13 protein-coding genes are annotated in these 12,624 nt (G+C 72.3%); 8 read left to right on the forward strand and 5 right to left on the reverse strand.

The genetic code is table 11. The annotated features are described in order from the left end of the window. Positions 1-8: 8 nt before the first annotated feature. On the reverse strand, positions 9-1,025 hold the full coding sequence (locus tag QSK31_RS17260) for a C40 family peptidase (protein WP_285685051.1): 1,017 nt from the start codon (positions 1,023-1,025) through the stop codon (positions 9-11). A 76-nt stretch (positions 1,026-1,101) separates the two neighbouring features. Here QSK31_RS17260 and QSK31_RS17265 point away from each other — a divergent pair, with 76 nt between their 5' ends. The 3 genes from QSK31_RS17265 to QSK31_RS17275 are packed head-to-tail and all read left to right on the forward strand — an operon-like array spanning position 1,102 to position 2,680. Then, entirely contained in the window at positions 1,102-1,398 is a 297-nt protein-coding gene (locus QSK31_RS17265) for a metal-sensitive transcriptional regulator (protein WP_285685052.1), read from the forward strand. Between the two features lie 33 nt (positions 1,399-1,431). Beyond that, positions 1,432-1,644 (forward strand): heavy-metal-associated domain-containing protein, encoded by a 213-nt coding sequence (locus tag QSK31_RS17270; protein ID WP_285685054.1) that lies wholly within the window; start codon positions 1,432-1,434, stop codon positions 1,642-1,644. Continuing rightward, positions 1,637-2,680 carry a DUF8832 domain-containing protein gene (locus QSK31_RS17275; protein WP_285685056.1) on the forward strand — a complete coding sequence of 348 codons (1,044 nt, stop codon included), beginning with the start codon at positions 1,637-1,639 and terminating at the stop codon, positions 2,678-2,680. The genes QSK31_RS17270 and QSK31_RS17275 overlap by 8 nt, the downstream gene beginning before the upstream one ends. 23 nt (positions 2,681-2,703) lie before the next feature. Here QSK31_RS17275 and QSK31_RS17280 read toward each other — a convergent pair whose 3' ends face one another. Further along, on the reverse strand, positions 2,704-4,044 hold the full coding sequence (locus QSK31_RS17280) for a methyltransferase (RefSeq protein ID WP_285685057.1): 1,341 nt from the start codon (positions 4,042-4,044) through the stop codon (positions 2,704-2,706). Positions 4,045-4,207: 163 nt separating this feature from the next. Between QSK31_RS17280 and QSK31_RS17285 the strand changes: the two genes are divergently transcribed. Together QSK31_RS17285 and QSK31_RS17290 are read left to right on the forward strand one after the other, a co-directional pair. After that, positions 4,208-4,861 carry a biliverdin-producing heme oxygenase gene (locus QSK31_RS17285; protein WP_285685059.1) on the forward strand — a complete coding sequence of 218 codons (654 nt, stop codon included), beginning with the start codon at positions 4,208-4,210 and terminating at the stop codon, positions 4,859-4,861. After that, entirely contained in the window at positions 4,858-5,157 is a 300-nt protein-coding gene (locus QSK31_RS17290; protein ID WP_285685061.1) for a DUF2470 domain-containing protein, read from the forward strand. Before QSK31_RS17285 ends, QSK31_RS17290 begins: the two co-directional genes overlap by 4 nt. Before the next feature lie 48 nt (positions 5,158-5,205). Here the strand turns inward: QSK31_RS17290 and QSK31_RS17295 are convergent, their stop codons facing one another. The 3 genes from QSK31_RS17295 to QSK31_RS17305 form a co-directional block, all read right to left on the reverse strand. Then, positions 5,206-7,080, reverse strand: a complete 1,875-nt coding sequence (locus QSK31_RS17295) for a DEAD/DEAH box helicase (RefSeq protein WP_285685063.1) — start codon at positions 7,078-7,080, stop codon at positions 5,206-5,208. Between the two features lie 241 nt (positions 7,081-7,321). Next, a complete protein-coding gene (locus tag QSK31_RS17300) occupies positions 7,322-7,546 on the reverse strand; it encodes a DUF3107 domain-containing protein (protein ID WP_285685065.1) in 225 nt (74 codons plus the stop codon). A gap of 37 nt (positions 7,547-7,583) precedes the next feature. Further along, on the reverse strand, positions 7,584-8,243 hold the full coding sequence (locus QSK31_RS17305; protein ID WP_285685066.1) for a TetR/AcrR family transcriptional regulator: 660 nt from the start codon (positions 8,241-8,243) through the stop codon (positions 7,584-7,586). A 148-nt stretch (positions 8,244-8,391) separates the two neighbouring features. Here QSK31_RS17305 and QSK31_RS17310 point away from each other — a divergent pair, with 148 nt between their 5' ends. Genes QSK31_RS17310 through QSK31_RS17320 form a run of 3 tightly spaced genes read left to right on the forward strand, consistent with a single transcriptional unit; the run spans position 8,392 to position 12,155 of the window. Further along, positions 8,392-10,335, forward strand: coding sequence for a Daple (locus tag QSK31_RS17310; RefSeq protein ID WP_285685067.1), 1,944 nt, complete (start codon positions 8,392-8,394; stop codon positions 10,333-10,335). Next, the gene (locus QSK31_RS17315; RefSeq protein ID WP_285685068.1) at positions 10,332-11,312 is read left to right on the forward strand and encodes an alpha/beta fold hydrolase; all 981 of its coding nucleotides are present in this window, start codon (positions 10,332-10,334) and stop codon (positions 11,310-11,312) included. Before QSK31_RS17310 ends, QSK31_RS17315 begins: the two co-directional genes overlap by 4 nt. A 27-nt stretch (positions 11,313-11,339) precedes the next feature. Further along, on the forward strand, positions 11,340-12,155 hold the full coding sequence (locus QSK31_RS17320; protein ID WP_285685069.1) for a DUF3152 domain-containing protein: 816 nt from the start codon (positions 11,340-11,342) through the stop codon (positions 12,153-12,155). The last annotated feature ends 469 nt before the right edge of the window (positions 12,156-12,624 follow it).

Raw genomic sequence — 12,624 nt, forward strand, 5'->3', positions numbered from 1 at the left:
CGTTGGGCTCAGTCGGATGGGGCGGGTCGGCCGAAACCGTGGATCGGCAGGAGGTCGACGGGCGCGATGCGGACGTCCTCGCCGTACTCCGGGGCGTGGATCATCATGCCGCGTCCGATGTAGATGCCGACGTGACTGATCCGGCCGTGGAAGAAGACCAGGTCGCCGGGCTTGATGTCGGAGCGGTCCAGGTGCGCCGTCACGGTGTACTGCCGGGCGGCGTTGTGCGGCAGCGACACCCCGGCCCGGTCCCAGGCCGCGAGGGTCAGCCCCGAGCAGTCGTAGGAGCGGGGTCCGGCGGCGCCCCAGCTGTAGGGCTTGCCCAGCTGGGCGAAGGCGAAGGCGACGACCTTCCCGGCGGGGCCGGGGACGGAGGGCGGGGCGGGGAAGTCGAAGACCTGGGCGTATCGGGAGCCGGCGCCGTAGGCGACCTCGCGCATCTGCTTGAGCGCGGCGATCTCGCCCTCGACCATGGCCTTGCGTGCGGACAGCTGGGTCTGGGTGCGCCGCTGCTGGCCGGCCAGTTGCCGCAGGGTGGTGCGGGTGTGTGCGACGCGTTCGCGGGCCAGGTCGAGGTCGCGGACGGCCTGTTGCTGCTGGGCCGCGAGCTCGTGCAGGCCGATGATCTTCGAGACGAACTCGTGCGGGTCGTCGGCGCTGAGGAGTGCGGCGGTCGGTCCGCGAACGGTGCGCTGGTAGGTTCGCGCGGCCAGTCCGCCCATCAGCGCCTGCCGCTGTCGCAGGTCCCGGGTCATCGGCCCGATCCGAGCGCCGAGCGTGCGCTGCCGGGTCAGGTTGGCGCGCAGGTCCTCGCGCGAGTCGTTGTACTGCTCCACGATCACCTCGAGGCGGCGCGCGGCGGCGGTGATCCGCTTGTCGATCTCGGCGATCGTCGGCCGATCCGCTCTCGGCGTGGCTACCGCGGGCGTGGCTACCGCGGGCGTGGCCACTGCGGGCGCTGCCATGGCAGGCGCTGCGGGCAGGGTGAGCAGCAGCGCGACAATGATGCGACGGGGAGACGGCACGACGGCTTCAACGAGGCAAAACGCCCAAAAGGGACGCCGCGTGGAGGTGGATACGGGTGGGGGGTATGCTGACCGCATGAGCGACGACCACGTGGGGCCGCATGGCTACTCCGGTGACAAGCAGGCGCTGCTCGGGCGGCTGCGCCGCATCGAGGGCCAGATCCGCGGACTGCAGCGGATGGTCGACGAGGACACCTACTGCATCGATGTGCTGACGCAGATCTCCGCCGCCAAGAGCGCGTTGCAGGCGGTGGCGGTGGGGCTCCTCGAGGACCACCTCGCACACTGCGTGGTCGACGCCGCCCGGGCCGGCGACCCGACCGCCAAGGTCAAAGAGGCGTCCGACGCCATCGCCCGCCTGGTCAAGAGCTGAATCACCCGACACGAGCCGGAGGCATTGATAGTCATGTCTGTCACCAGGACCTACACCGTCACCGGAATGACCTGCTCGCACTGCGTCAGTGCCGTGAGCAGCGAACTCGGCTCCCTGGACGGCGTGGACGACGTGCAGGTCGACCTGGGCGCCGGTGCGGTCACCGTGACCAGCGAGGCGCCGCTCGACGACGCCGCCGTACGGGCCGCGGTGGACGAGGCCGGCTACGAGCTCGCCGATGCCTGACGTCGCGGACGACGCCGTCGAAGAAGTAAACGCCCCGGCCGCGGGCGACATCAGTGTTCTGAACCGGCCGCCCGCGCGGGAGCAGAGCGCCGCGTTCAAGCTGGCGGTGTTCGGCGCCGTGCTGATCGTGGTGCTGTTCGCCGGGTACGGCATCGGCCGGCTCAACGAGTCGACACCGACCGCCTCCGGTGGACCCGTCGCCCAGCCGGCCGGTGACGGGCACGGCCACGGTGCACCCGCGCCCGCCCCGTCGCACGACGACGCCGGCCAGGCGCCGCATGTGCACAACGCCGACGGCTCGGTGACCCCGGGCGGGGCGACCGGCGGTGGCGGCGCCGAGGTCGGCGGGCTCAGCCTGACCAGCGCCGGGCTGACGCTGGCGCCGACGGCGGCCACGTTCACGGCCGGGCGGCAGCAGACGTTCTCGTTCGTGGTTCGTGGCGCCGGGAACGCGCCGGTCACCACATTCGCGGTCGTGCACGACAAGCCGCTGCACCTGATCGTGATCCGGCGCGACCTGTCCGGGTTCCAGCACGTGCACCCGACGATGGCGGCTGACGGCACGTGGAGCATCCCGCTCACGCTGGCGCAGCCGGGCAGCTACCGGGCGGTGGCCGATTTCACCGCGATCGTCGGCGGGCAGCAGGTGCCGGTCACGCTGGGCGCCGACCTGACGGTGCCCGGGGACTACCGGCCGGTCCCGCTGCCCGCGCCGGTGCAGCAGGCGACGACCGGGGAGTTCCAGGTCGCGTACGAGGGACGGCCGCAGATCGGGGTGACCCAGCCGCTCTTCATGGCTGTGACGTCGGCGGGGCGACCGGCCACCTTGGAGCCGTACCTCGGCGCCTTCGGCCACCTGGTCGTCATGCGCGAGGGCGACCTGGGTTACGTGCACGTCCACCCGGAGGCCACGCTGGTCGACGGCAAGGTCAAGTTCTGGCTGGCGGCGCCGGGGCCGGGTCGCTACCGGATGTTCTTCGACTTCCAGGTCGCCGGCAAGGTGCACACCGCAAGCTGGACCGCTGTCGTGAGCTAGGTCGGGTTTGAAACACGACCGACCTACGCGAGCAGCTTCTCGAGTGCTGGTGTTACGCCCCATTGCGCGGTCAGGGCTTCGTACTCGGTGCGGGGGGCGGGGACTCCGGTGTGGCGGGCGCGGAGCAGGAGGTTGCGCGGGGTGTGCGCGGAGTCGACGAACTCGACGACGTCCACCTTGTAGCCCTCGGTGCGCAGCAGGGCCGCTCGGAGCGTGTCGGTCAGCACGTCGGCGAAGCGCTCGCGGAGGATCGGGTGGCGGGTCAGCTCGGCGTACGGGTCGGGGGCCGGGTTCGACTTGAGCTGGGCGGCGATGTCGTGGTGGCAGCACGGCGCGGCGAGAACCCACTTCGCGTCCCAGCGGACCGCGCGGGCCAGGGCCTGGTCGGTTGCCGTGTCGCAGGCGTGCAGGGCGAGTACAAGATCGGGCCGGACACCCACCGAGGCGTCCTCGCTCGCGCCGACCTCGATTGCGGCGTCCTCGAGCCCGCTGGCGTCGGGCGCGCTGGCGTCGGGCGCGCTGGCGTCGGGCGCGCTGGCGTCGGGCGCGCTGGCGTCGAGCCCGCTGGCGTCGAGCCCACTGGCGTCGGGCGCGCTGGCCTTGATCGCGCTGGCGTCGAGCGCGCTGGCCTTGAATGCGGCGGCGTCGATGGTGGCGTCCTCGATCGTGCCTGCGACGAAGGTCACATCGTCGGCGCATCCCAGGGAGGCGGCGAGAGCGGTGTTGCGTACCCGCTGATCCTCGCGGACATCGACCCCCACGACCTGGACCTGACCGCCTCGGTCGGCCAGATAGCGGTAGGCCGCGAACGTCAGGTAAGCGTTTCCGCAGCCCAGGTCGACGACGCGCAGCGGCGACGGCAACTCGGCCGGCAGCGTCGCGGCCAGCGCGCGCAGGAAGGCGTCCACCTGACGGCGCTTCGCGGCGTTCGCGCCCAGCACCTGGAACAGCGGGTCGCCGGGATCGAGCAGCCACTGCTTGGACCGGTCGTGCTCGCGGGGCGCGGCCTCGGCACGGTTGGCCGCGGCGCGATGCACCTGGGCGTCGCCCTTCTTGGTGATGCGCACCTGGACGGTCGCCGCCGCCGTCTCCACATGCCAGTTACCGAACGGCTCGGCCAGCAACTCGTCGACCGCGGCGGCCGCCTCCTCGCCGGGTGAGACATTCCGGGTGAATGGGCGTGCGCCGTCGTCGGTCACGATCTGGAGCTTCGTCCCGTCCTTGAGTGACACCGGGCGCAGTTCGGCACGGCGTACCGAAGGCTCCTGACCGCGCCGCCTGCCCGCCGCGACCGCACGCGTCAGAGCGGGGTCGAGCAGCAGGTCGCGGACTTCGGCCAAGACGGTCTCAAGGGGCTGGGGCATCTCACCATTCTGCCCCGTACTCAAAGATGGCCCTCAGGCGGTTTGGGGCGGTGGGCGGGGTCGGCGGACCTACTTTGTGGGTTAGGCTCTCCTAACTTACCGACCGCGAGCCTAACTTACCGACCGCGGGCCTAACTACCGACCGCGAGCGAGGGGTTGCCGGATGTCAGTCGCCGATCCGCCCGAGGTGGAGCGCCTGTCCGCACGGCTGCGCTCCGGCACCAGGGCCGAGCACGACGCGGCCCAGGGGAGCGGGTTCCTCGACGCGCTGGCCGCCGGTCGGTTGCCCCGCGAGGCGTATGCGGATCTCGCCGCGCAGCACTGGTTCATCTACCGCGACCTGGAGCAGGCCGCTCTCGCCCAGCGCACCGACCCGGTCGCCGGCGACTTCGTGCGGCCCGAGCTGCACCGGGAGCCCGCGCTCGCCGCGGACCTGGCGTTTCTCGTCGGCCAGGACTGGCAGTCGCGGGTCGTCGCCCTCCCGGCCACCCGTGCCTACACCGCCCGGCTGCGCGAGGTGGCGTTCGACCGGGCGCCGGCGTTCGTCGCGCACCACTACACGCGTTACCTCGGCGACCTCTCCGGCGGGCAGTTCCTCGGCCCGGCGATCGCCAAGTCCTTCGGGCTGAACGGCGACGGCCACCGGTTCTTCGTGTTCGACGGGATCCGGCCGGCCGCCTTCCGCAGCGGCTACCGCGACCGGCTCGACGCGATCGTCTGGACGCCCGGTGACGAGCAGGAGTTCCTGACCGAGGTGTCCGAGGCGTACCGGCACAACATCGCCGTCCTGGCCGACCTCAAGGAGCGCTGGACGTGACCGATCCGTTCCCGCCGGACGTGGTGGCGCAGATCGCCCACCACATGAACGGCGACCACGCCGACGACAACGTTCTGATCGTCCGCGGTCTGGGCGGTGCCGCCGCCGCGACGTCCGCCCGGATGTCCGGGATGGACGCCGACGGGATGGACTTCTCGGCCGCCATCAACGGCGTCGAGGTCCCGATCCGGATCCCGTTCGCCGAGCGCCTCACCGAACGCCGCCAGGTCCGCGCCGAGGCGGTCCGGATGTACCGCGAGGCGTGCGCCGCGCTGGGTGTCACCCCGCGCCACTAAGCGAAAAGTGGCGGCCGGCAATTGCCGACCGCCACTTCGAGGATTGATCTAGGCGTCGGCGGTGGTGCCGACCCCGGCCTCGGAGCCGCCGGTCATCTCACTCGCGTCATCGGTGGCAGCACTGCCGGCGCCGGAACCACGGTTGCCCCGGCCACCGCGGCGACGGCGGCGACGCGGGCGGTCCTCGCCGTCCCCGTCGTCATCGCCGGCCGCATCGTCGCCGTCGATCTCGAGCGGGGAGTCCACAGCGGAGGTTTCCGCGCCGCTCGAGAAGCTGACCTCGGTCGCCGGCGCACGCCGCCGACGGCTCGGACGAGCCGGAGCCTCAGACTCTTCCGAAGAAGGAGAAGCGGCCGACGAAGACGAGTCGTCCGAGGTGACCTCGGGCGTGGTCGCGTCGTCCTCGCCGGCGAGGCGGCGACGGCGGCGCTGACGCTTCGGCCGGTCGGTGTCCGTGCTGTCAGCGACCGGAGTCCCCGAATCGGACGGAGCGTCGGACGGGCCACGACGTTCGCCGCTGACCCGTTCGCCGCCGACCCGCCCGCGACGGCTGCCGCGCCCACCACCGCCGCTGCCACCGGTCTCCCGGCGGCGACGGCCACCGCCCAGGTCCTCCTCGATCTCGGCGGACAGGCCGGCCCGGGTGCGTACGGCGGTCGGCAGCGTGCCGGAGATGTCGGCCGGGATGTCCAGGTCGGCGTAGAGCGCGGCCGACGTGTGGTAGGTCTCCGGCGGCTGCGGCATGTTCAGGCCCATCGACTTGTCGATGAGCACCCACCGCGGCATGTCTTCCCAGTCCACGAAGGTCACCGCGACGCCGGTGGCGCCGGCCCGGCCGGTGCGGCCGATGCGGTGCGTGTACGTGTCGGGGTCCTCGGGGCAGTCGTAGTTGACGACGTGCGTCACGCCCGAGACGTCGAGGCCGCGGGCGGCGACATCGGTGGCGACCAGGACGTCGATCTTGCCGGTGCGGAAGGCGCGCAGGGCCCGCTCGCGTGCGCCCTGGCCCAGGTCGCCGTGGACGGCGGCGACGGCGAAGCCCCGGAAGTCGAGGTCTTCCGCGACGCGGTCGGCGGCCCGCTTGGTGCGGGTGAAGATCATGGTCAGGCCGCGGTCCTTGGCCTGCAGGATGCGGGCGACCATCTCCAGCTTGTTCAGCGGGTGGGTCCGGTAGACCACCTGCTTGGTCAGCGGGCTCGGGCCGCTCTCCGAGGTGTGCCCGGCGTGGATGGTCACCGGGTGGTGCAGGAACCGGCGGGACAACGCCACGATCGGGTCCGGCATGGTCGCCGAGAAGAGCATCGTCTGGCGCTGCTCGGGGAGCATCGCCAGGATCTTCTCGACGTCCTCCAGGAAGCCCAGGTCGAGCATCCGGTCGGCCTCGTCCAGCACCAGCGCCTTGATCGAGCTCAGCTTCAGTGCTTTCTGCTTGGCCAGGTCGAGCAGCCGGCCGGGGGTGCCGACCAGGATCTCGATGCCCTTCTTCAGGGCGTCCACCTGCGGCTCGTACGCCACGCCGCCGTAGATCGGCAGCACCCGCACGCCGCGGGTGGCGCCGGCGGCGGCGATGTCGCGGGCCACCTGGAGGCCCAGCTCACGGGTCGGCACGACGACGAGGGCCTGCGGCTGGCCGTCGGCGCCCTCGCTGGGGGCGAGGACCCGCTCCAGCAACGGCAGGCCGAAGCCCAGCGTCTTGCCGGTGCCGGTCGGCGCCTGCCCGATCAGGTCGGTGCCCCGCAGCGCGATCGGCAGGGCGTACTCCTGGATGGCGAAAGCCCGGGTGATCCCGGCCGTGGCCAGCGCCTCGACGGTCTCGGCCCGGACGCCGAGCTCGGCGAACGTGGGGCTGTCGGGCCGGACGGGGGCGCGTGTCAGTACGGGGACCAGAGCGGGCTCTGTCTCGATGTTCTCGATCTCACTCATGAAGTTCTACGGGTGCCTCTCGTGGTGCGCCCGTCGAAGTCCTGGGCGCGATATGGGTAGGGCGCGGGCCACACGCGAACCGAAGTCGCGGGCCGCACGCGCTGTCGCGGCGGGACGTCAGAGAGATCGACGCCGGCGGCAACAGCTGAAGTCTACCCGACCATGAGATATCGCTGCTCGGGAGCGTGATATAGCGGCCGGGCGCCCTCGCTGAGGGGGCGCCCGGCCGTGACGAGACGGTTCAGCGGGTGGTGAAGCCGAACGGCCGGTTGCTGCTCTCGGCGATCTCGATGTAGGCGATCTTGGCGACCGGCACGATGACCCGGCGGCCCTTCTCATCGGTGAGCGTGAGCACGGTGTCCTTCGCCAGTGCGTCGGTCACCGCCTGCTCGACCTCCGCCGGGGTCTGAGCGCTCTCGAGCGTCAGCTCACGCGGCGCGTGCTGCACGCCGATCTTGACCTCCACGGGGTCCTCCTTGACGAAGTGGTCTTCCGCATGAAGGCTAGCCGATTTCCTCAGCCGCACCCGGCGATGACCCGTCCTGCAGGGGGAAGCTCGCGATGCCCCGCCAGATCAGCGACGTGACCAGGGTCTCGGCGTCTGCCTTGGGGGTGACCCGGCCGTTCGCCAACCACCACTGCGCGCTCTGCCCGGAGGCGCCGACCAGGCCGGACGCGAGCAGTGCGGCGTGCGCCGTGCTGACGCCGGTGTCCGAGATGATCGTCTCGGTCACCGCGGCGATGCAGCCCTGCTCGACGCGTTCCACCCGCTCCCGCACCTGCGGGTCGTTGCGCAGGTCGGACTCGAAGACGAGCCGGAACGCCTCACTTTCGTGGTCGACGAAGTCGAAGTAGGCACGGACCGCTCCACGGACCCGTTCCTTGTTGTCCGGTGTGGCCATCATCGCGTCGCGCACCTTGGCGATTATCGCGTCGCAGTGTGTGTCCAGCAGGGCCAGATAGAGCTCGAGCTTGCCGGGGAAGTGCTGGTAGAGCACCGGTTTGGAGACGCCGGCCCGCTCGGCGATGTCGTCCATCGCGGCAGCGTGGTAGCCGTGGGCCACGAAGATCTGCTGAGCGGCGGCGAGGAGTTGCTTGCGCCGGGCTGAGCGGGGCAGACGCGTAGGTCGCGCGGTCTGCGCGCCGCCGGACGCAGTGGTCATGATCTCTCCAACCTCTTCGAGCCAGTGTCCTCCGCAAGTCGCCCGCACGGCCGGGTCCGAACCCCGTGCGGGCGATTGTCGCGACGCTGCAACTTATCGCCACTGCCCCCACACGGTAGCCTCAGCGGGGGCGAGCAAGGAGCACGCGGTGGACGAAACAGGGCATTCCGGTGACACCGGGGCAGCGGGGAGCGGCGGCGCTGAAGCGCGCGACCGCACCCTGCTGAACGGCTGGACGAGTTCCCGCAGCCCGTGGGCGGGCCGGGACGAGGACTCCTCCGACGAGGACGTCCCCAGCTGGCGCCGCCCTGCCCAGGAGATCCGGCCGTTCACCCGGCAGCCTCCCGGCGAGACCCCGACGGGTGACGTGCTTCCCTTTCCGGGTGCGAGGGTCGACGGCCCGGTGAGCCCGCCGCCGCAGCAACAGCCGCCCCAACAGCCGCCGCAGCAGCAGCCGGAGCCGGAGCAGGCCCCGCGCTGGTCGGACAGCAACCGTCGCTACGACGACCTGCTCAAGCACTTCTCCGGCGGCCGCGGCAACGAGCCGTTCACGCCGACCAGGTTCAACAACGTGGTCCGGCCGGACACCCTTCAGGACGACGAGGACCGCCGGCCGACGCCCGGTCGTCCGCGTGACGACGAGCAGCAACCGCAGCCGGGCGCCCGGCTCGAACAGCCCACGCCGAGCAGCGCTCCGCCCTATCCCTATGAGGGTGACCTGGACGACGCCGTGTACCGCCCGCCGGTGCCCAACCAGCAGACCACCTTTCCCGCCGTACGCCCGGCGCCCCCGCCCGGCCGCCGCAACGAGCCGGCCCGGCACGCGCTCGACCCGCCGACCCCGATCGAGGGGCTGCCCATCGTGCAGCAGTCGTCCGATCCCGGCCCCTACGGCGAGGCTCCGAGGGTGCGCGCGCCCTACGACCCGGTGACGTTCCCGCGTCGCCTGCCGTACGAGGCGCCACCGGGACCTGCCGTGGCCCCGTCGTCGGCGCTGCCCGAGGCCGGCACCGGTTACGCGTCGTCCTCGGCGTACCCGAGTCAGACCCCGATCGCGGAACAGACCATCCAGGGTCTCCCGCAGCGGGTTCCGGCGAAGCCGGACGTGCCCGCCGTCGTGCCCGAGCCCGCCCCGGTCGAGCCGGCGGAGACGCCCGAGCTCGCGCGGATCGCCACCCACCTGCGCCGCGACGACCTGCTCGACCCGGAGGAGCGGGAGGAGGGCTTCGACGTCCAGGACATCCTCGCCGCCGTCCGCGAGGTCGAGGGCGTGCGTGGCGCGATGGTGCGGACCACTCCGGCCGGCGCCAACAGCCTCCGTCTGGACCTGGCCGAGGGCGCCGACCCGGCCGAGGTGAGCCGCCAGGTCGCCCGCCTGCTCCAGGACCGGATGGGCCTGGACGCCGCCATGCAGGGCGAGCAGACGCAGACGCCGCTCCGGCCGCCTCCGCCTCCGCCGCAGGCCCCGCCGATCGCTTCCGCCTCGGTGCCGGTGACGCCCATCCCGGCCGCGTTCGTGCCCAGCCAGCCCGGCCCGTCCGAGCCGATCGCCGGGAGCGCCCCCGCGGCCGCTGACCTGCGGCGGATGCCGACGATGCCGCAGAGCCCGGCGTACGCGGATCCGGTGCCGGAGACGGCCGAGCCGGGCGCGCCCGGTCCGCTGGACATCGGGCACGAGCCGGTGCCGCGGGTGATGATCGACAACGTTCAGGTGACCACGTTCGGTACCGAGGCCACCGTCGAGGTGCGGCTGGTCATGGGCGGCCGCTCGGCCAAGGGCGTGGCCACCGGGCCGGCCGTCGACGGCTACCTGCTGCGGCTCTGCGCCACCGCCACCACCGAGGCGATCAACGACCTGCTCGTCGCCGCCGACCGCCGCCCCGAGGGCCCGGCCCGGTGCTTCGTCGAGCACGCCGGCGCGGTGCCGTTCGGCTCCAGCCAGGTCGCCGTGGTCGTCCTGCTGATGTCCTGCGGCGGCTGGGTGGAGCAGCTGGCCGGCTCGGCGATGGTCGGCAACGACGGCCGGCACGCCATGGTGCGTGCCACCCTGGCTGCCACGAACAGGCGGCTGGAGGCACTTCTGTCCCGATGAAGGGTGCTCAGCTGGCCGCCGACAGCGCGCTGCTGCCGGACGGCGCGGTCCCGCCACCGCCGTGGCCGCCGCGCAAGGTGATCATCGACGGCGCGATGATGCACGTCCGGGACACCGCCGCGACCACGCCGGCCGCCGAGCCCGCCGTCTACGTGCACGGGCTGGGTGGCTCGTCACAGAACTTCACCGACGTCGCCGCGCTGCTCGCCGACAGGTTCGCCGGCCAGGCGGTGGACCTGCCCGGCTTCGGCTACAGCGACCCGAGCCGGCGGTACTCGATCCGGTCCTTCGCCGACCTGCTGATCGCGTTCCTGGAGAACGAGGACCGCGGTCCGGTCCACCTGATGGGCAACTCGCTGGGCGGGTCCATTTCGGTGCGGGTCGCGGCGCTGCGCCCCGATCTCGTCCGCACCCTGACCCTGATCTCGCCCGCCATGCCGTTCCTCGACCCGCGTCGCACCGCGCACGGCCCGCTGCTGCCGCTGCTCGCTCTGCCTCGCGCCGACCTGCTCTTCGCCCGCGGCATGGCCCGGATGACCGTCGAGAAGATGACCGACGACGTGCTCGCCGCATGCTTCGGTGACGTCAGCCGCGTGCACACCCAGCGGCGCGCCGAGGCGATGGAGGAGATCCGGCTGCGGCACACGGTCGAGCACTACTCGAAGGCGTACCTGGGTACGCTGCGTGGCCTCGTCTCGAGTTTCGTCCGGGCGTACCTCCCCGGCCCGGGCTCGCAGTGGCGGCTGGCCGCCCGGATCGCCGCACCCACCCTGGTCGTCGGCGGTCTCACCGACACCCTGATCGATCCGCGGGTGCCGGCCCAGGTGGCGAGGGTGATCCCGGACAGCCGGCTGCTGATCCTGCCGCGGGTCGGGCACGTCGCCCAGATGGAGGTGCCGCGGCTGGTCGCCCGTGCCGTCGCCGGGATGCTCGACGAGCTCGCGCTGCCGCTGGGGGAGGCTTCCCGGGCGGCTTGATCCGCTTCTGTGCGAGGCTTGTGGGCGATGACCATCGTTCGCAGATCCACGTCACCGGACCGCCGGTGGGTGCTCGTCATTCCCTTGCTGGTTCTGATCGTGGTGGCGGTCGCGGGCCTGGTGAGGCAGCGCTACGCGGACCCCTCCGCGGCGCCCGCCGTGACCGCGTCGGCGCCGGTCGAGCATCCGGCCGCTCCGGCCGCCGAGCCACCGGTCGCCCAGGTGAGGACCGACCCGGTCCGGCTGGTCGGTCCAGTGCCGACGCGCGGCGCGGGCAGGTTCGGCTATGCGGTGGGGCGCGGCAAGGTTCTCGGGTACGCCGGACCGGTTCGCCGTTTCTCGGTGGCCGCCGAGCGGGGCAGCGGTGAGGACGTTCAGGCGTTCGCCGCCGCCGTGGAGGAGACGCTGGGCGACGCGCGCAGCTGGATCGGCGACCGTGAGCAGCGCTTCCAGCGTGTCGGCGGGGCCGAGCGGGCGGACTTCACGATCTTCCTGGCGACCCGGGAGACGGCCGGTCTGATGTGCGCCGACGGTGGCGTGGACATCCGGGCCGGCGCCAAGCCGTACACGTCCTGCCGCACGACCGGCCGGGTGATCATCAACCTGGACCGCTGGCGCCTGTCGGCCGCGCCGTACGTGTTCGCCAAGGTGCCGTTGACGACCTACCGGCAGTACGTGATCAACCACGAGGTGGGTCATGAGCTGGGCCGGGGTCATCAGGGCTGCCCGCGGAAGGGCGCGGCGGCTCCCGTGATGGTTCAGCAGACGCTGTCGCTGCGGGGTTGTGCGCCCTATGCGTGGCCGCGCAAGGGCAACCGGCCGTACGCGGGTCCTTCGCTCTGACCCGCGTCGGCCGTTCGGCCGGTGCGCGCGCCGGGTAGGGCGGTTCGGACGGGGAGTCGGGAAACGCCTGTCACGAGCCCCAGGTCGTGGCACTCTGGCTTATGTTATGGCAAAGGCGACAAAAGGTTCCGCAGATCCTCGGGCCGCCGCTGAGGATCTGCCAATGGGGGACCAGATGACCTCCCGGCGCACCACCCGGTCGGCCGCTCGCCCGGCCCCGGGTGCCTCCCCCATCCGCCCTCCCGCCACGTCGTCCGGCCCGCGGCCGGTCCGCGGCCCAGGTGGTCGCTTCGCACCTGCCGCGCCCCAGGTGGGCGCTGCCACAACCCCTTCTCCGGTACGAGATCAGCCCGCCGCCCCCGCCCCGGCCGACCAGTCCGCGCGGGGCTCGGAGGGCCGCCGCCCGAGCACGCCGCGGGGCAAGGGCGGGCGATTCGTCGCCATCACCGGCGGAAAGATCACCAGCGGG

It is taken from the genome of Actinoplanes sp. NBRC 103695 (genome assembly GCF_030269485.1).
Classification (GTDB): domain Bacteria; phylum Actinomycetota; class Actinomycetes; order Mycobacteriales; family Micromonosporaceae; genus Actinoplanes.